18 protein-coding genes are annotated in these 18,513 nt (G+C 72.8%); 5 read left to right on the forward strand and 13 right to left on the reverse strand.

The features are described 5' to 3' along the window. Positions 1 to 312 precede the first annotated feature (312 nt). The 5 genes from ACI799_RS02455 to ACI799_RS02475 form a co-directional block, all read right to left on the reverse strand. Positions 313 to 453 carry a hypothetical protein gene (locus tag ACI799_RS02455; RefSeq protein WP_456612350.1) on the reverse strand — a complete coding sequence of 47 codons (141 nt, stop codon included), beginning with the start codon at positions 451 to 453 and terminating at the stop codon, positions 313 to 315. A gap of 93 nt (positions 454 to 546) precedes the next feature. Further along, positions 547 to 762, reverse strand: coding sequence for an enoyl-CoA hydratase-related protein (locus tag ACI799_RS02460; RefSeq protein WP_456612351.1), 216 nt, complete (start codon positions 760 to 762; stop codon positions 547 to 549). An 82-nt stretch (positions 763 to 844) separates the two neighbouring features. After that, a complete protein-coding gene (locus ACI799_RS02465) occupies positions 845 to 1,066 on the reverse strand; it encodes an enoyl-CoA hydratase-related protein (protein WP_456612352.1) in 222 nt (73 codons plus the stop codon). Between the two features lie 101 nt (positions 1,067 to 1,167). Beyond that, positions 1,168 to 2,022 carry an HNH endonuclease gene (locus ACI799_RS02470; protein WP_456612353.1) on the reverse strand — a complete coding sequence of 285 codons (855 nt, stop codon included), beginning with the start codon at positions 2,020 to 2,022 and terminating at the stop codon, positions 1,168 to 1,170. Positions 2,023 to 2,132: 110 nt separating this feature from the next. Then, entirely contained in the window at positions 2,133 to 2,477 is a 345-nt protein-coding gene (locus ACI799_RS02475) for a nucleotide pyrophosphohydrolase (protein ID WP_456612354.1), read from the reverse strand. Between the two features lie 221 nt (positions 2,478 to 2,698). On the opposite strand from ACI799_RS02475, the gene ACI799_RS02480 reads away from it, so the two are divergent. After that, positions 2,699 to 4,471 carry a DNA/RNA helicase domain-containing protein gene (locus tag ACI799_RS02480; RefSeq protein ID WP_456612355.1) on the forward strand — a complete coding sequence of 591 codons (1,773 nt, stop codon included), beginning with the start codon at positions 2,699 to 2,701 and terminating at the stop codon, positions 4,469 to 4,471. 13 nt (positions 4,472 to 4,484) lie between these two features. On the opposite strand, the gene ACI799_RS02485 is transcribed toward ACI799_RS02480, so the two are convergent. The 6 genes from ACI799_RS02485 to ACI799_RS02510 form a co-directional block, all read right to left on the reverse strand. After that, on the reverse strand, positions 4,485 to 4,625 hold the full coding sequence (locus tag ACI799_RS02485; RefSeq protein WP_456612356.1) for a hypothetical protein: 141 nt from the start codon (positions 4,623 to 4,625) through the stop codon (positions 4,485 to 4,487). A gap of 132 nt (positions 4,626 to 4,757) precedes the next feature. Beyond that, positions 4,758 to 4,979: a hypothetical protein gene (locus ACI799_RS02490; RefSeq protein ID WP_456612357.1), complete on the reverse strand. Its 222-nt coding sequence runs from the start codon at positions 4,977 to 4,979 to the stop codon at positions 4,758 to 4,760. A 152-nt stretch (positions 4,980 to 5,131) separates the two neighbouring features. After that, a complete protein-coding gene (locus tag ACI799_RS02495) occupies positions 5,132 to 6,487 on the reverse strand; it encodes a hypothetical protein (protein ID WP_456612358.1) in 1,356 nt (451 codons plus the stop codon). Between the two features lie 644 nt (positions 6,488 to 7,131). After that, a complete protein-coding gene (locus ACI799_RS02500) occupies positions 7,132 to 7,878 on the reverse strand; it encodes an enoyl-CoA hydratase/isomerase family protein (protein WP_456612359.1) in 747 nt (248 codons plus the stop codon). Between the two features lie 104 nt (positions 7,879 to 7,982). After that, positions 7,983 to 11,264 (reverse strand): TM0106 family RecB-like putative nuclease, encoded by a 3,282-nt coding sequence (locus tag ACI799_RS02505; RefSeq protein ID WP_456612360.1) that lies wholly within the window; start codon positions 11,262 to 11,264, stop codon positions 7,983 to 7,985. Between the two features lie 337 nt (positions 11,265 to 11,601). Then, complete coding sequence (locus ACI799_RS02510; protein WP_456612361.1) at positions 11,602 to 12,192, reverse strand: excalibur calcium-binding domain-containing protein; 591 nt, start codon at positions 12,190 to 12,192, stop codon at positions 11,602 to 11,604. Between the two features lie 290 nt (positions 12,193 to 12,482). Here ACI799_RS02510 and ACI799_RS02515 point away from each other — a divergent pair, with 290 nt between their 5' ends. Then, complete coding sequence (locus ACI799_RS02515; protein WP_456612362.1) at positions 12,483 to 13,106, forward strand: hypothetical protein; 624 nt, start codon at positions 12,483 to 12,485, stop codon at positions 13,104 to 13,106. A 142-nt stretch (positions 13,107 to 13,248) separates the two neighbouring features. Continuing rightward, positions 13,249 to 14,277: a patatin-like phospholipase family protein gene (locus ACI799_RS02520; protein WP_456612363.1), complete on the forward strand. Its 1,029-nt coding sequence runs from the start codon at positions 13,249 to 13,251 to the stop codon at positions 14,275 to 14,277. 223 nt (positions 14,278 to 14,500) lie between these two features. On the opposite strand, the gene ACI799_RS02525 is transcribed toward ACI799_RS02520, so the two are convergent. Both ACI799_RS02525 and ACI799_RS02530 read right to left on the reverse strand, forming a co-directional pair. Further along, positions 14,501 to 15,184 (reverse strand): response regulator, encoded by a 684-nt coding sequence (locus ACI799_RS02525; protein WP_456612364.1) that lies wholly within the window; start codon positions 15,182 to 15,184, stop codon positions 14,501 to 14,503. After that, positions 15,181 to 16,446, reverse strand: coding sequence for a sensor histidine kinase (locus ACI799_RS02530; RefSeq protein ID WP_456612365.1), 1,266 nt, complete (start codon positions 16,444 to 16,446; stop codon positions 15,181 to 15,183). The genes ACI799_RS02525 and ACI799_RS02530 overlap by 4 nt, the downstream gene beginning before the upstream one ends. A gap of 167 nt (positions 16,447 to 16,613) precedes the next feature. On the opposite strand from ACI799_RS02530, the gene ACI799_RS02535 reads away from it, so the two are divergent. Further along, complete coding sequence (locus tag ACI799_RS02535) at positions 16,614 to 17,477, forward strand: alpha/beta hydrolase (protein WP_456612366.1); 864 nt, start codon at positions 16,614 to 16,616, stop codon at positions 17,475 to 17,477. Further along, complete coding sequence (locus ACI799_RS02540) at positions 17,474 to 18,469, forward strand: alpha/beta-hydrolase family protein (RefSeq protein WP_456612367.1); 996 nt, start codon at positions 17,474 to 17,476, stop codon at positions 18,467 to 18,469. Before ACI799_RS02535 ends, ACI799_RS02540 begins: the two co-directional genes overlap by 4 nt. Positions 18,470 to 18,513 lie beyond the last annotated feature (44 nt).

Genomic DNA, 18,513 nt, shown 5'->3' on the forward strand with positions numbered 1-18,513 from the left:
ACCTCGATACCAAGTATGCCGTCCAGGCGGTCGAGGTATAGGAAGGCCGGGTGTAGCCGCGCCGGTGGCTAGACATGCGCTCTGGGGCGAGGCTAGCTTCCCGGAAGCGCGAGCCTCGTCACATGGCGGCAGCGCCTCGGTCGTGGCGCCTCACGCGCGAACCACGTTTAGTAGCAGGTCGCGCGGAGCCACACCGCCGCAGGTCCGTCGAAGGTTTTGCTCACAGCGTGCTTGCGGAATGCGAGCGCCTCAAGATCAGCGACGTCGGCCATCAGCTGACCAGCCCCCACGCGACATGGGGGATAGTGCGGACTAGGTTGCCGAGCGACGCATGGACCACATCTGCGCCGGGTGCTCGGACTGCATGGCGACGTCCCAGGGGACCGCGCCGTTGACGACCTCGTTGCGGAAGTTGCCGATCGCCAGCCGCGCCAGCTCGTGGTCAGCCGCCACGCGCTGAGTCAACTCGGCCGCCCGGTCCTCCACCGCGGCATTGTCCAGCGACTCTGAGGCGAGCCCGAGCTCGACGGCCTTGTCGCCGTCGAGCTACTCGCCAGAAGGCGCCATCGACGCGGCGGCCTCGCGGCCGAGCAGCCGGGACAGGATCACGAAATGGCCCCCACCCGGGTGCATCCCGCGCTTGAGGAAGCCGGCCAGCAGCCGGACGTCCTTCGAGGCGACCCGCAGGTCCGCCGCCAGCAGCATGTACATGCCTGCGCCCGCCGCCGAACCATGAGCCGCCGCCACCGTCGGTACCTTCACCTGCCGAGCCAGTAGAAGGAGTCGTAGATCTTGCCCATGCCGTGGAAGGCGTCGGGCGCGGCTGCGTCCTTGCCGGCCGAGGTCAGCGTCGCAATCTCGCCGCCCGCGCAGAACGACTTCCGACCGTCCGGTGTACCAGCGTGCCCACCTTGGGCTTGGCGTCCACCTCGTCGAAGGTCTCGATCAGCTCGTCGGCCATCCGCGGGCTCAGCGCATTGCTCCGGTTGGGCGCGTTCAGCGTCACGATCGCGACACCGCTGTCGACCTCCAGCAGGACCTCATCGGAACCCGACCACGAGCCCACCTTCTGCCGAGGGGCCGACTCCGACGTCGGTCACGACCGCCCGACAGGCATCACACCACGACAGGTGCCAGGTCAAATCGGCACCCTGATGGGGCGAGCGCTCAGTCCAGCCACCCGCAGAGGGAGTTGTGCTCCGCCAGCGCCTCGCGCAACGGCACGTGCCCCTTGTCCACCGGCTGTCGGATCTGCCGCTCGTCGAACTCCTCGTACTCACTGCCGCGGAGCCCCGGCGCGATCCGCACTGTCCCGTAGGGCAGCACGGTGACCAGGCGAAGGTCAAACAGCGTGTGCATATCCGCCCGCAGAAGAAGTCCGTTGCCAGCTGCATGCGACCCGGTCCCCCGGTACGGGCGGATGTGGGCCGCCTCCACGCGGGACCCAGAGATGCAGCAGGTCCGGTCGAATGCCCGAAGCAACCCCTGCCTGAATGCCTGCTGCCCCCGGCGGACCGCGATGAGCCGCTGGGCGTAGTCGCGTTCGTCGACCGTCGGCGGCACGTCGATGCCCGCGGCGCGGAGAATGTCGGCGAGCGCCTGCTCCACCGTGCTGGCCGGCGGGCCGAACACCTCAGCGACGGCCGCCGTCGATGCGTCGTCAAGGGCCGGAAACTGCCCGAGCCGGATGGTCGACCGCCGTCCAAGACCGGCCAACTCGGAAGCGTCCGCTCCGGCCATCGCCATCGGCACCGGTGGCTCGCTCAGCACGTCGATGCCGAACAGGTAGCGGTACCGCTGAGGCTCCGGCCACGGCACCTCGTTGACGCCGCGCGGCGCCCAGGCATGCGTGGTCGCGCGGCAGTGAGCGAGCCAGCCCTCGCCGCTCTTCCAGAGGAAGAGGTCGTCGCCGCGCCGCACCCGTGCGCCGCTACCGGAGGGCGTGCCCCACAACGAATTCGCCTTGGCGATGTCCCAGTTCGGTTCCGTACCCACGGCAATAGCGCCGATCCAGCCCGTCAACGGTCATGACCTCACCCGTGATCACCGGGGTGAAGGCATGTCCTGGCGGGAAGCCTGTTGGGCCGCGGTTCGCTACCGCCTGACGGCGGCGCAGCTATAGTGCGGAACGGTCAGTGCCGATCGGGTGCGACACCCCGATGGCCGTCGGCAGCAAAACGCGACTCGTTCGCGGCCAGCTTCTTCGCCGCCTCGGCCCCGAGGTCGAGTCCGGCGACGTCGGCCAGCCGGACGAGGTAGAGCAGGACGTCGGCCAGCTCCTCACCGAGCCGCTCACGCAGTCGGTCGTCCGAGACTTTGCGGGCAGAGGAGACAGGCAACCACTGCACCAGCTCCGCCACCTCCCCTACCTCGCCGGTCAGCGCAAGGGTCAGTGACTTCAGGTCGTGGAACCGGCCCCAGTCCCGTTCGTCGGTGAAGGCCCGCGTGCGTGCGGTCAGGTCCGCCAGGTCGCGCACCGGCTGAGTATGGGTCCACGGATGACGGATTCGACGCCACTAGGGTGACGGGAAAGCGGAACGACTGGCTTCCGAACCTTGGACATGCCCCCACCGCACGTTGATTCGTGCTGCCCGGGGACAGGTTCGTGCCACTCCTTCGTACGTCCGGCAGGGGTCTCGCCGACCTCGCGCGAGCCGGCCGCATCGGTTCCACACTGGCCACTCAAATGGCACACCGGATGAGCCGCTCGGCGTCTGCCGCCGAGGTCCGCTCCTGGGACGCCAGCCTCGCCGCACTTGCCGCCGACCTCGAGCAGGCCGGGCTTGAGGGGGTGGAGGTGCTGGCGGAGTACCAGCTGCCCCTGTCCAGCAAGCGGATCGATGTCATCCTCGCCGGCGAGCACCCGACCCGCGGCGGCCCCTCGTACGTCGTCGTCGAGCTGAAGCAGTGGACCAAGGCCTCGTTGTTCGAGGGCGAACCCGAGCTGGTCCTGCAGCCGAGCTACGGGAGCCGCCCGGTGCTCCACCCGGTCGCCCAAGTGCGGGCGTACGGCGAGTACCTGCTCGACTTCCTCGGTGTGCTGCACGGCAGCACCGACGTCCTTGCCGGTGCCGCCTACCTCCACAACGCCACCGACGACAGCGTCGCCGCCCTCCGCGGCTACCCGCAGGACGAGCTCGGCCGCTTCTTCACCGCTCGGAACCGCGGCGACTTCCATAGCTTCCTCCGCAGCCGCCTCTCCCCCACCAACGCCTCGATCCACGCCGACCGGCTGCTGCGCTCATCCGTCGCGCCGAGCAAGCAGCTGCTCGCGGTAGCGGCCGAGGAGCTGCGCACGCGAGAGCAGTTCGTGCTCCTGGACGAGCAGCGCGTCGCCTTCGACCTGGTGCTGCACGAGGTCGAGAAAGCCCGGCAGGGCGACCACAAAAGCGTCGTCATCGTCTCCGGCGGCCCCGGGAGCGGGAAGAGCGTCATCGCGCTCTCGCTGCTCGGCGAACTCGGCCGGCGTGGCATCCGGGCAGCGCACGCAACCGGTTCCCGGTCATTCACCCAGACGCTGCGCCGGGTGGCCGGCCACCGGGCGCCCCGGACCGCCGCTCTCTTCCGGTACTTCAACCAGTTCATGGACGCCGACCGCAACGGGCTCGACGTGCTCATCGCCGACGAGGCGCACCGGCTCCGCGAGACGTCGGCCAACCGGTGGACCAAGGCCGAGCACCGCACCGGCAAGCGACAGATCGACGAGCTGATCGATGCCGCGCGGGTGCCGGTGTTCCTCCTCGACCAGAACCAGGTCGTGCGCCCCGGGGAAATGGGTACCGTCGAGGACATCGAGAAGCACGCCCGGGAGAGAGGCCTCGAAGTCCACCAGATCGACCTCTCCACCCAGTACCGCAGCGGTGGGAGCGGCGAATACATCCAGTGGGTTGAGCGGCTGCTGGGCCTGATACCGGGTGGTCCCGTCCCGTGGGCCGGCGACGACCGCTTCGAGGTCCGGACGGCGCCCTCACCGTCAGCGATGGAAGCCGTCCTCGCCGAGAAGCTCGCCGCACACCAGAACGCCCGCATGGCGGCCGGCTACTGCTGGACCTGGAGCGACCCGCGCGCCGACGGGTCCCTCGTGCCGGACGTGCAGATCGGCGACTGGTCCCGGCCGTGGAACCTCAAGGGCGACCGATCGGTCGGCGGTGCGCCGCCCGCGGCCCTCTGGGCCAGCGACGACCGCGGCTTCGGGCAGGTCGGCTGCGTCTACACCGCCCAGGGCTTCGAGTACGAGTGGAACGGCGTCCTGCTCGGGCCGGACCTCGTGTGGCGCGGGGACCGGTGGATCGCCGTCCGCGGCGCCAACCGCGACCCAGACTTCCGCAACACCAAGAAGGTCAGCGATGCGGACTTCGACCTGCTCGTCCGCAACGTCTACAAGGTGCTGCTCACCCGTGGTCTCCGCGGCGTCTACGTGCACTCGACCGACCCGGAGACCCAGCGGTTCCTGGAGCACCTGGTCGGCTGATCCGCCGGACGGGTCAGCCGTCCCGCAGGATCACGACCTCCTGCACCCGCCGCGCGAGTTCCCCGTAGGTCACCGGCGGGCCGGCCAGCGCCTGGATCCGCGACAGCCGGATGCTGTGCTGCCCTGTCGCGGCCAGCACCTGGCGCGGCAGCACCCAGAACGATCACTAGCCGGCGTTGAGAGCGTCGTACCGGTCGTGCTCGACTGCCGTCAGGACGGCGAAGACGTAACCATCGGCGTTGTAGGCGTTGTAAGAGCCGGTCTCGCTGTAGCTGTGAGTGGCGGTTCACGTCCGGGCGGCGCTCAACCCGCCGAAGGTCACCGTTGACAGCCGCGACTGCTCCCAGGCCTGGAGGTAGGCGCTCGACTTCACCTCCAGCCTCAGCCCGTCGGACGTGACGACGTCGTAGGCGTGCCACTCGATCCGCGGCCGGTGGGTAGCGCCCAGCGCGCGCGACAGGTATTCGGCCAACATCGACCGCACGGTGTTGGACCGCAGGTCGGACATGCTCCACGCCAGAAGCCGCGGACAGTCGCTTCGTCACCGATGCCCTCGTCACCCGTGAGCAGTGCAGCCTCCGGCGGTCTGCCCTTGTAAGAATGACGCACGCCTACTGCACGGCCACCATGACGGGTACAGCCGCCGCTTCCTCCGGCCGGCTAGCCGACCGGACGTGCCAGCAGGTTCAATTCATCGCGGGTGAGCCGCTGGTCGGACGACGCCTTGCCGTCACGCAGCACTACTCCCTCGGAGATCAGAAGGTCGGTTGGGTCATCGGTCTTGCTCGGGTCTGACCAACTGAACCCGCTGGCGACGCGCCCGTCACGGTCGAGGACTCGCCAGGCGTGCGAACAGTCGACGCAGTTGGTGATGTGCTGGCCCAGCGGCTGGGCCGAGGTACCGACCACTGCCGCCAGATCGCCGTAAGTCGTCCAGCGCCCAGCCGGCAGCTTCTCCAAGATCCGGTGCATCAGGCCCCAGTCGAAAGCGCCGCGAGCGTCCCCGAGGGAGTCGGCCAGCGCTCGCAGTGTGACGCCCCCGGGTGTCGCCCACCAGCGCGGTCCGCCGAGTACGCGCGGACGCCGGCCAGTGCTCTGCTCCACGATGTGCTTGGCCAGCCCGGTTGGGCTCCATCTGCTTCCGTCCGCCTCCCAGGTGAGCCCCACGGATGGGTCGCCGTTGTACGTAGCGCGTCCTCGTTCGGGCTCTTCCGCGACCCAGGCCAGCACCGCCTGCCGCTCCTCAGGTGTGACCCGGGTGTCGGGCACGACGGTCAGCGTCGTCCCGATCGGCAAGGCCTCAGCGCTGATGAGCCGATCCAGGCTTCGCCCGCGCCGCGTCCGCTCTTCGGCGCGCGCCTTGGCGGCGGCGGCTTCCTGCCGAGCTGGGGCCAGGGTGAACTCCTCCAAGGCCGGCACTGGATACAGCCGCTCGAAGCTGCCAATGACCTGCCCGTCGGCCTGCCACACACTCACCTGCACAAGGCTCAAATCAAGGCCCATCTCGGATAGCCACACCGCCGTGTGCGTCACGATCCGCGGGAACGTTCCGGCGATCAGGACGATGCGCGGAGTCCGCAACGTCTCGGCGTCGAACTCCTCGACATGCTCGAGCAGGCGCTCCCGCGCTTGCTCTACGTCCGTTGGCTCACCACGAGCGGTCAGGAACTTGCTGTGTGCGTCAGCGAGCGTGTCGAGGTCAAAGCGCGACACCAGCGCGGCGTAGTTGATGGCCTGCAGATGCACGTCCCGGGCCTCGTCCCGTTTGAGCTCGGCCACCACCAACCGCCCGGAGGGTTCAAGCGCCAGCACGTCGAGCCGATCCTTGCTGGCCACGCCGTCACTGCCGCGCCACGAGTCGTACTCGGCGGTCACGACCAGTAGGTCGTCACCTATCACGGATGGGTTAGCGATCACCCACTCCTGCAAGTGCTGACGCTCGCGCAGCCCCAGTGCGGCGAAGCTGGTCTTGCTCAGGGCGATGGCGGAATCACCCGAGGCCTTGAAAAGGTGCATGCGCGCATCCTGCTTGTCGCGACGCTGCCCGCGCTCCCGGCGCACGTGTCCGCAATTGTGCGCGGGCTACCTCCAACTCCCATGAAGCCCACTGCTCCTAGCCAAGGGGCTGGACCACCGGTGGGCCATCGGCCCATGGGGCCCGCAATGACGACGGCGCCCGAGCGGCGCGGGCCAGAGAGAGCGGGTGCTCACTGCTCGGGTCGACTCAGCTACCGGTGCGCGCTTTCGGGATGCCAGCCCAGCCAGCTCCCCCCGGACGCAGAGTCACGCGCCTTAAGGGTGCCGACTCGACCACCGGCGTCGCGACGAGGCGGAAGGTCGTCCCGATGGGAGCTGGCGCCTCTCGGCGGCGCAATGTGTCGCGGCACCAGCGCTCGCAGTCGGCCCGCAGGTTGCCGGTGGACATCGGGCGGAACGCTCCGCTGGACGGCAGACCGGACAACGCTGCACAGCTCCCTATGTGAGGACGACGATCATGACACCCGCACCGGCCCGCAGGAGCCGCCTGGGCAGGTGTCAGCAACGGTCGAGAACGACCGTGAACCTGTCGGGAGCGCGCCGGGAGACGGGGAGGGACGCGCGATCGGACCTAGGCCACTCCCTGCCCTAACCGGGCATCCGGACGACCGGCGCGCCTCGGCTCAGCCAGCCGACCGGCGCATGGACCACATCTGTGCGGGGCGCTCGGACTGCATGGCGACGTCCCACGGGATCGCGCCGGTAACTGCCTCCTTGCGGAAGTTGCTCACCGCGATCCGGGCGAGCTCAGGGTCAGCAGCCACCCGAGCCGCCAGCTCGCGCGCCCGGTCTTCGACCGCGGCGTCCTCCGGCGCCTCCCAGGCCAGCCCGAGCTCCACGGCCTTGGCCCCGTTGATCTCCTCGCCGAACAGCGCCATGGCCGCCGCCGCCTCGCGGCCGATCAGTCGCGACAGGATGACGAAGTGCCCGCCGCCCGGGTGCATCCCACGCTTGAGGAAGCCGGCCAGCAGCCGCGCGTCGCGGGCGATGATCCGCAGGTCGGTCGCCAGCAGCATGTTCATGCCTGCGCCCACCGCTGAGCCGCGCACCGCCGCCACCGTGGGCACCTTCACCTGGCCCAGCCGGTAGAAGGAGTCGTAGATCTTCCCCATGCCCTCGTAGGCGTCGGGAGCCGCCGGGTCCTTGCCGGCCGAGGTCAGCGTCGCCACGTCGCCACCGGCGCAGAACGACTTGCCGACACCGCGGATGACCAGCGCGCCGACTTCCGGCTTGGCGTCCACCTCGTCGAACGTGGCGATCAGCTCATCGGCCATCCCGGGCGTCAGCGCGTTGCGCCGGTCGGGCGCATTGAGCGTCACGATCGCGACGCCGCCGTCCACCTCGAGCTGAACCTCACCGGTACCGGCCACGAGCCCACCTTCCTGCCGAGCGGACCGGCCCCAGCGCCGACCCGGACATCACCTGACTGGCATCACACCACGGGCCAGCACCGGCCCGCGCACCGCGGTCGGGATCAGACGACGGTCGCCGACTCCACCAGCCGGCACAGCGCATTCACCCGCCGCAGCTGCTCCGGCGTCCGCACGGGCGCGTCGAGCAGCAGCGGGCTCAGCACCACGACGGCCAGGGCCTGCGCCCGCGACACCGCCACGTTGAGCCGGTTCAGGTCGTAGAGGAACGACACGCCCCGCGGTGCGTCGTCGGCGCTAGTGCTCGTCATCGAGTACAGGACCACCGGCGCCTCCTGCCCCTGGAACTTGTCCACGGTGCCGACCCGCGCCCCGTCCGGCAGCGCCGCCTTGATCAGCGCGACCTGGGCGTTGTACGGCGCCACGACCAGCACGTCCGCCGGCCCGATCGGCGCCTCTTCCCCCAGGTGGTTCCGCCACCTCGAGCCCTGCACCGAATGCCACAGCCGCGCGACGGCGTCCGCCTCCTGCTGGCTCTTGTCCGCCGCCGTCAGCAGATGCTCGACCGGGTGCACCCGCAGCCCGCTGCCGGCGAGCACCCCCTCCCCCAGCACCGCCACCCGCTCACGGCCGTCCGCCGCCTCCAGCCGCCCCTCGTAAGCCAGGTCGGAGACGAACGCCGTCAGGGAAGGGTGCATCCGGTACGAGCGATCCAGGAACACGCCGCGGTCCGCCGGGATGGTCGCGTGCCCATCCAGCAGGTGCTCGAGCGCCGACGCCCCCGAGCCACCCGGGTGCACCGCCTGGGTCGGCTGCGCCAGCTGCTGCGGATCGCCCAGTAGCACCATCGACCGCGCGCCCCGCGCCACCGCGACGGCGTTGGCCAGCGAGAACTGCCCGGCCTCGTCGACCACCAAGACGTCCACGGCCTCCGCCACGTCGGCCCGGGTCCAGAACCACGCCGTCCCGCCGACCAGCCGCGCACTGCCGTCCGCCAGCGCCCGGGCGACGAAGCCGTTGTCCTTCGACCACGCCACACCGTCCGCGCCGCAGTGCTGGTGCTCCTCGCACTTCTGCAGCGCCGGCCGCCCCACCGCCTTGAGCAGGTTGCCGATGACCGCGTGGGACGTCGCCGTGACGCCCACCTTCTTCCCGGCGTCGAGCAGCTCCCGGATCAGCGCGGCGGCGGCCGTCGTTTTGCCGCTGCCCGGCGGTCCCTGGATCGCCAGCACCTCGCCGTCCAGCGCCAGCCCGAGGCGCACGATCGCGTCCGTCGTCGTCTCGCCCTCACGCAGCCGCGTTCCCGCGGGAACGCGGCGCTCCACCAGCGCCTGGCCGAGACAGTCCCGGCCGGCGAGCACGTCTTCACCGGTGTCGGCGATCGCCGCCCGCAGGCCGGCCGTGTTGAGCGGCCCACCGGGCCCGAGCCCGCGCGGCTGCGGCGGCTCCGCAGCCGTCGTCTTCAGCACCAGCCGCCCGGCCGCGGCGTCCAGTTCGAACACCGTCCCGGCCTTGGTCGCGGTGTCCACGTCGAGCGCCTCGTCACCGGCGGAGAGCTTGGTGTCCTGCACCGGGAACGAGTACTCGTACAGCGAGCTCTTCTTCTCCGGACCCACGTACCGGACGAAGGACGGCCCGCCCAGCGCCGTCCCGTCCCCCACCAGCTCCTCGGCGTCGAGGTCCTGCAGGCGGTAGACCTCCCACCACGCCGGCCGGTCCTCGCGGCGGTGCCAGCCGACCAGGTCGCCCAGCAGCTCGTGCCCGGCCGCGTGCAGCCGGTCAGTCAGCTCCTGCTCGGCGGCCTGCGCCTCGGTCACCTTCGCGTCCGGCGCCACCACCGAGACCGCCGGCCGCGGCAACGGCCCGTGCACCGCCTCCAGCTCGGCGCGCTGCTGCTCCAGCCAGTCGTGCAGCTCGCGGGTGGAGTCGACGTCGTCCTTGTTGTAAGCCTCGATGCCGTCCAGCCGCGCCTGGTCGCCATCCTCCAGCCACGCCTCGTACTCCAGGACGCTGCCCAACGCGCTGGCCACCGCGCCCTCGTGCGACCGTCCGTAGAACGCCTCGACCTTCTTGATCGAGTACGACTCCTTGCTGATCCGCATCGACTGCCGGACGACGGGATAGAGGTCGACGAACCGCTCCTCGCGCAAAAGCTGGTCGAGCTCCGCCTCCCGGACGCCGTAGCCGCCGGTCAGCTTCTTGAGCGCGGTCACCTCGTAGGGCGCGTAGTGGTAGACGTGCATCGCCGGGTCGGCCTGCACCGCCGAGACGATCCGGTCGATCAGGTCGGCGACCAGCTGCTTCTCCGCCGGGCGGTCGTGCGCCCACAGCGCGGAGAACCCGCCGGACCGGTCACCGATGCCGGCGAGGTACTCGATACCCGCGCCGTCCTCGAACCAGGGGTCGCCCTCGAAGTCGAGGTACAGGTCGCCGGCGCTCGGCTGCGGCAGCCGGAGCAGCCCCAGGCCGTCGACCGGGTCGAGCAGCGTCCGCGACGCCGCGCCCGTCGTCCGCTCTTTCAGCTGCTCGGCCGCCTGCTGCTGCAGCCGGGTGCGCGCGTCGGCACCGATGCCGGACGCCGCGAGCTGCTCCGGTGACGCGGTGGCCAACGCCGCCAGCGTCGGGATGCCTGCCGCACGGAGGGCGTCCCGGTGGTCACCGCGCATGAAGGCGACCAGGCCGAGGTCGTCGGCGTCCCGTAGTTCGCCATCGCAGCGCGACGCCCACCGGCACTGGTCGCAGAAGGCGACCGGCGCGGGAGTGGTGGCAGGCGGTGCGGCGACGAACGTCTCCAGCCGGGCCCGGGCCCGGCGGGCGTACGCGGCGACGTCGACCAGCCGCCACGGCCGCGACACGCCGTCCCCGGTGACGACGTGGATCCCGCGCGGCGCCACGCCCTGCAACACGGTGAGCCGCTCGGCGTAGGTCGCCATCTGCAGCAGCGCGGCGACCTTGAGCTTCCGGGCGAGCTTGGTGTCGGCGATCTCGTAGGACCAGCCGCCGAAGGACGACGGAACCTCGACGCGGAGCAGGAAGTCGGCCTGCCCGCCCCAGGCACCGTCGAAGAAGGCCCCCTGGTAGACGACGTCGACGCCGCTGCGCATCGCCTCGACCGTCTCGGCCTCCGCCTCCCGGCGGCCGTCGGCACCGGAGGCGGCCGCAATCTCGGTGACCGTCCGGCCGGCCGCGACCAGCGACGCCAGGTACTTCCGCTCGTGCTCCAGCCCGCGGTCGAAGACGAACTGCACCTCCTCCGACGTCGGGGCCTCCGGCGCGGCCCACTCCCCCGCGGCCACCCCGAGATCCAGCCGCGTCAGGTGCCGGCACTCCTGGTGGTGGGTCAGATCGGTCGGGCTGAGCACCAGCCGTCCGTCGAGTCGCTGCATCGCCCCGTACCTCCCGATCACCGTCCAACCGGCAACCCGTGGACGTGTCCTGCCTCGCCGCAGCTCTAGCGGACGCCTCCGACACGATCGGGCGCCCGGTGCCGCGACAGCCGACGTGGTCACCCCACCGTGTGACGCCGGCGCAGACACTTCGAGCCGGGTCTCGTGCACCGCATCCCACCGACGCCGCCCTGCACGGCTCCGCGGCGGGACGTGCCCCACCGACGCGGGGTCTCCACCCACGGTCCGAGACGCGTCGCCGCACCAGCTGCGCGACAGCCCGGTGCCCGTCCGCGACGGACGGGCACCGGTCCGGAGCACCGCAGGTCAGGCTGGACTACTCACAGCCGACGCCGTCGCCGTCCCGATCCAGGTGACCGGCGTAGCCGGGGTCCCCGACCCGCACGGGGGCTGCACCCGCGGCTCGGGCGGCGTCGCAGTTCTTGAAGTACGTGCTGGGAGCCTGAGGTGCCGGAGCCGGAGCCGGAGCGACCGGCGCCGAGGAAGCGGACGGTGCGGGAGCAGTCGAACGCACCGTCGCCTGCGGTGCCGGCGCAGCGGAGGCAGCCGCCTCACGCGCCACGAGGTCGCGCTCCCGCTGGTCGAGCGCGACACTCCGCTGGTCCAGCTCGGTCACCCGCGCGGCCAGGCGCGACTCCCCCTCGGCGGTGACACGACGGATCCGCGACTCCGCCTCGGCGACCTCGTCCTCGAGTTCCGCCGCCTCCTGCTGGGTGTCCGTCAACTCGCTCTTCAGCGTCAGGTACGCCGGCGACGCCTCCACCTCGGGGGTGTCACCCGCACCGCCCACGCCGACGCCGATCAGGAATGCCAGCAGCGGGATGCCCCACTTCAGCCACCGCTTCGGGCTCTCGGACTCGGCCGGCGCAGGAGCGGAGGCACCAGGCATGACAGCGGTATCGGACACGATCGTTCTCCATTCCCCGTAGTGGCACGGGACGGTATCGCTACCGGGCTCCGGTGGGTGGGGGACCAGAGGACGCTGCTGCGCCGGGGGTCGGTGGGAACGATGAGGCGCACGAACGGGCCGAGGGAGTCGCGCCGCCAACGTCGTCCGCTGGATCTCGGCCATGTCCATCCGACGTCAGCACGGACACGGCCCGCGCGCGAACCCGTTGACAGCGCCGGGGAGCAGAGCACGATGACTCGCGCGGCGACATCGCCGGGCGCCGCGCCTGTCCGCGGAAGGGAGGGCGCATGTTCGCCCGCAGCACCACGATCGCCGCCGACCCGAACCGCCTGGACGCCGGCATGGCCGGCGTCCGCGACGACGTCATGCCCGCCGTGGGCGGCATGGACGGCTACGTCGGGCTGTCGATGCTGTGCGACCGGGGCTCCGGCCGCTGCATCGTCACCACCGCCTGGGAGACCGAGGATGCGATGGCCGCGACCCGCGAGGCAGTCCTCCGGATGCGCGATCAGGCGACGGAGCAGTTCGGTGCTCCCGCACCGGAGGTGCGGGAGTGGGAGATCGTGGCGATGCACCGGCTGCACCCCGCAGGCGACGAGTCCTGCGCCCGGGTCACCTGGTCCCGCGTCGACCCGGCCACCACGGAGCGCGTCCTCGAGGTCTTCCGCACGGACCTCATCCCGCGCATGGACGAGATGCCCGGCTTCTGCAGCCTCAGCCTCATGCTCGACCGGCAGACCGGCGACAACGCCCTCACCGCCGTCTACGCCGACCGCCGCTCCATGGAGGCCTCCCGCCAGCGGGCCACGTACATCCGCGACGAGTTCCGCCGCGGGCTGCGCATGTCGGCCACCGACGTCGCCGAGTTCGACCTCGTCCTGCACCACCTGCGCGTCCCCGAACTGGTCTGAGAGTCCGGGCCGCAGCGAAGGCCGACGGGGCGCACGCTCGTTCGGACGTCCCGCTGCGCCGGCGACCAGGCTCTCCCACCCCGTCGGCGCGGCAGGTCGTGACCGCAGCGCCGACGGGGGTGCGACGGCCCTACGGTGGGGCATGACCTCGCCGGGACCCCTGCCGGCCGATCTGGTGCTCGAGGGCGGCGGCGTCAAGGGCATCGCGCTCACGGGCGCCGCCGTCGAGCTGCTGGGCCGTTACCGGTTCGAGCGGGTGGCCGGCTCCTCGGCGGGCGCCGTGCTGGCCGCATTCCTCGCTGCGGGACTCCCCGCCGACGGGATCCGGGCAGCAGCTGCCCGGCTGGAGTACGACCGCATCCCGGACTCCTGGGCGCCGGTGCCGCTGTTGGCGCCGGCGGCGGGGCTGCTGCTCCGGTCGGGTCTGCACCCGGGCCGCTACATCACCGAATGGGTGCGCCGGGAGCTGGCCGACCTCGGCATCGTGACCTTCGGGGACCTCCGCCGCGAGGACCCCGGCGACGACCCCGCGCTGGAGCCGTGGCAGCGCTACCGCCTCGTGGTGACGGCGACCGACGTCACCCGGGGCCGGCTGCTGCGACTGCCGTGGGACTACCGCGAGTTCGGCCTGGATCCCGACCGCCAGCCGGTGGCCGACGCCGTCCGCGCGTCCCTGGCGATCCCCTACTTCTTCGCTCCCCGGAGCCTGCGGGACCCGCGCACCGGGCGGAGGTCGACCCTGGTGGACGGCGGGGTGCTGTCCAACTTCCCGATCGAGATCTTCGACCGCACCGACGCCGCCACGCCGCGCTGGCCGACCTTCGGGGTGGGGGTGGGCGACACGCTCGCCGACGAGGACGTCTCGGTGTTCGGCGTCCGGCACCTGCCGCCCCCGCTGCGGCTGCTGGACTCCCTGGTCGCCACCACGGTCACCGGGCGGGACCGCACCTACCTGGCCTCCCCCTGCGTGCGCCGCCGGGCCTTCTCGATCGGCACCATCGGCACCGGGCTCACCGAGTTCGACATCGACGAGGCCGAGCGGGCCCGGCTGATCGCGGCCGGCGAACGGGCCGCCCGCGAGTTCCTGGCCGACTGGGACTGGGACGCCTACCTGCGCGACTGCCGCGGCGTCGACCTCCCCCCGGAACCGTCCCGGCCGACGCCGGCGTAGCCCTCCCGCGAGGACCAGCGGGCGGGGCGAGGACGAGGCCACGGCGCCGAGGGCAGAGACGCGCGCCCCCGTCACCGTCGATCGGATCGGACCGACCCCGGGTAGCGGCGCACGGTCCGCTGGTGATCCACCACCTGCGCGTTCCCGAGATGGCCTGAGGACGGCGGCCGGCGCGCGGACCGAGCACGCGCCGGACGACGCCGCTCTGCGCGGCGCACCGAGGTCACCCGCCCGGGCGGACCAGCCCCGTCTCGTAGGCGAGCACCACGGCCTGGGCCCGGTCGCGCAGGCCGAGCTTGGCGAAGACGCGGCTGACGTGCGTCTTCGCCGTCTGCTCGACCACGAACAGCGCCTCGGCGATCTCCCGGTTCGACAAGCCCCGGCCCACCAGCGCCAGCACCTCGGTCTCCCGTGGCGTCAGCGCCTCCAGCTGCGCCGGCCGTCGGTCGTTCCCGGTCGCGGGGCCCGTCGCCAGGTAGTGCGCGATCAGCCGGCGCGTCACCTCGGGCGCCAGCAGCGACTCCCCCGCCGCCACCACCCGCACGGCGTGCAGCAGCTCCGCGGCCGGTGCGTGCTTGAGCAGGAAGCCGCTCGCCCCCGCCCGCAGCGCCGCGTAGACGTAGTCGTCGAGGTCGAACGTGGTCAGCACCAGCACGCGCGGCGCCGGCTCCAGCGCACCGCCGAGCAGTGCCCGGGTCGCCTCGATGCCGTCCAGCCGCGGCATCCGCACGTCCATGAGCACGACGTCCGGACCGCGCCCCCGGGCAGTCAGCTCGGTTGCCAGCTCCACGCCGGCCTGCCCGTCACCGGCCGTGCCGAGCACCTCGATGTCCGGCTGAGCGTTCAGCAGCGCGGCGAACCCGTCCCGCACCATCGACTGGTCGTCGACGACGAGCACCCCGATCACGCGTCCACCCCCGCGGCCAGCGGCAGCTCGGCGACGAGGCGGAAGCCGCCGTCGGCCGTCGGGCCCGCCTCGACCGTGCCGCCGTGCAGGGCCGCGCGCTCCCGCATGCCGGGCAGGCCGCTTCCCCCGCCCGACGCGGCCGGCGTCACCGTTCCCCGGCCGTTGACCACCTCGATCCGCAGCACGCCGCCCTCCCCGGCGACGCGCACCCGCACGGGTGCACCCGGCGCGTGCTGGGCGGCGTTGGCCAGCGCCTGCTGGACGATCCGGTACGCCGACAGGCCCAGCGCCGCGGGCGCCTCCGGCAGGCGCAGCTCCCACTGCAGCTCGGCGCCGGCGGCCCGGGCCGCGCGCAGCAGGTCCTCGAGGTCGCCCAGGCCGGGCTGGGGCGCCCGCTCGGCGCCGTCGTCGGAGCGCAGCACACCGAGCAGGTTCTGCATCTCCGCCAGCGACTGCCGCGCCGCGGTCGCCACCTCGGCGAACTCGGTGCGCACCGACGGTGTCACCTCGTCGAGCCGGTACGGCGCGGTCTCGGCGCGGACCGCGATCAGCGACATGTGGTGGGCGACGACGTCGTGCATCTCCCGGGCGATGCGCGCCCGCTCGGCCAGCGCGCCCTGACGCGCCAGCGCCTCCTCGGCCCGCTCCTGCTCGCCGGCCAGCGCCGCGCGGGCCCGCTGCCGGGCCCCGAGCGCCCCGCCCAGCACCAGCGGGACCGCCACCCCCACCAGCGCCGTCGACCACGATCCGGCGTCCACCGCCTCCGCGTCGACGATCCCGAACAGGAGCAGCGCGACCACCGAGACCAGGGCGACGCCGAGGAGCGCGCGACCGCGGGCGGCCAACGCGGCCAGCAGCAGCACCGGGAGCCAGAACAGCCAGTGCCAGACCTCCACCACCGGCAGCGGCTCCGGCGACGCCGGGATGAGCAACCGCAGGATCACGAGCCAGCAGGTGACGGCCAGCCACCCGTCGAGCGGGCGACGGGGTGCGACGGCGAGCCCGAGGGCCGCCGGCAGCAGGTAGAGGAACGCCACCCCGCCGAGCAGCCCGCCGCGTTCGTTGAGCACCGCGCTCGAGACCGCGATGGCCACGACCAGCCCGTACAGGCCGAACAGCACCGCACCGACCGTGCCCGCCCGCGGGAGCCTCGACCACGGCGCCGTCCACGCCGGCTGCTCCGGCCGGACCGCCGCGAGCACCGCCGACCACGCGCCGGAGGCGCCGGTCGCGGTCATGCGGCGCAGGGTGGTCGGCTTCATCGCGCTGCGAGCCTAGCCACGGAGAACGCCCTGCCGCGTCCCTCCGGAAGGGCAGCTGCGCCCCCTACCGGAGTAGCACGCACCGCCGGCGTCGGACGCCGGTAGCGCGCCAGGACGGCTCCGCAGCGTGACGACGGCGCTCGCTCGCGAAGCTTCGATCGGACGGCATGCGCACCCCGCTGTTCGCCCTCCTCGTGGGGCTGTTGTCCCTGGTCGGCAGCTTGTCGCTGCTCGCCCAACCGCGGGCCTCCTCCGGTGGGTCCCCGGTCGGCCTCGACCGCCGCTGCGCCGACGAGCTGTCCGCTCGCCTCACCGCCGGTTCCGACGCCGCGGTGCGCGTGCTCGGCTGCGACCCGGCCGGCCGCGGACGTGCCGTGGTCGCGCTCGGCGACCCGGCCACGGCGGACTCCGTCGCGGTGCTCGTGCCCGGCGCCGACACCGATCTGGCCACCCTGCACGACCCCGCCGATCCGCTGCGCCGCCCGTGGGGCTGGGCCCGGTCGCTGGCATCGGCCGCCGGCCCGCGAACCGCCGTCGTCCTCTGGGTCGGCTACGAGTCACCGCGGGGCCCGGGCGTCGACGCGGCGACCGGCCGGCTCGCGCGGGCGGCCGCGCCGGCCCTCGTCGACGCCGTCGCGGAACTCCGGTTCCGGTCGGGGACGGCGCCGCACGTCACGGTGATCGGGCACAGCTACGGCGCCGTCGTCGTCGCGCTGGCGGCACCGGAGCTGACCGCCGACGACGTGGTGCTGCTCGCCAGCCCGGGCGCGCGGGCGCGCGACGTCACGGGGCTGCGCACGTCCGCGCGGGTGTTCGCGGCGCGCGGCGCCGAGGACTGGATCCGCTTCGTCCCGCACCTGGCGGTCGGCGACCTCGGGCACGGTACGGACCCGGCGGCACCGGAGTTCGGGGCGCGGCTGATCCCGGCCGACGACGTCCGGCGGCACGACGGCTACTTCCGCCCGGGCTCGGCGGTGCTCGCCGCGATCGCCGGCGTGGTGACCGGGGCACGGGACGGGGCGACGGCGTGAGGCGGCATCCCGTGGCGACGGCGGTCGCCACCTCGGCCGGCATCGTCTGCGTCGTCACCCCGTGGATGCTGGAACCGCCGCTGTGGGTGCGGCTGCTGGCCGGCCTGCTGACCGCGGCGACGTGGTGGTGCGCGGCGCGGCTGGTCGGCGCCGTCGTCGAGGGGGCGCGGAACGTGCTCCACGGGCGGGTGCGGTCGGCCCGCCTGGCCGTGGGCATGGCGGCGGTGCTCGTGGTGGCCGGGTGCGGGGCAGCGCCCCCGCCCGCCCCTGCCGCGGCGCCCGCCTGGGTGCCGGTCGTCGCGTCGGCGCCCGACGTGCCGGCCGGAACACCCGTCCGCGTGCGGATCGCCCTGGCCGACGCGCCGACCGACGAGACGCGGGCCCGGCTGGCCGTCGAGGAGCTGGTCGGCGCCGGCGGGCTGACGCGCTCGACGGTGGTGATCGCCGTCCCCACGGGATCGGGCTGGGTGGACGAGGGGGCGATCGCCGCGCTGGAGGAGCTGACCGGCGGGGACCTCGCGACCGTGACGGTGCAGTACGCGCAGCGCCCGAGCTGGGTGGAGTACCTGCTCGGCACCGACCGGGCGGAGCGGTCGGCGACGGCCCTCCTGGATGCGGTCCGGGCCCAGCTGGCGACCCTGCCCGCCGGCGAGCGACCGCGGCTGCTGATCTTCGGGGAGAGCCTGGGTGCGACCGCCGCGGCCGCGGCGGTGACCGAGGTCGGCGGCGTCGACGGCTGCCTGCTGGCCGGGCGGCCGGGATCGGCGGGCTCGTCCCCGGTCCCCGGGTGCACCGAAGTCCGCAACGACGACGACCCCATCCCGGAATGGCACCCCGGCCTGGTGCTGGCCCCGCGCGGTGACCTGCCGTGGCTGCCGGCGGTGACGTTCTGGCAGGTGACCGCCGGTCTGGTCACGGCCCTCGACCACCCGCCCGGCGCCGGGCACCGCTACGGCATGAGCCTGGCCGACGACTGGGCCCGGATGCTGTGACGCCGAGGACCGGCACCGGAAACGCGGCAGCCCCGCCACGACCG

It is taken from the genome of Blastococcus sp. SYSU DS0753 (assembly GCF_054051175.1).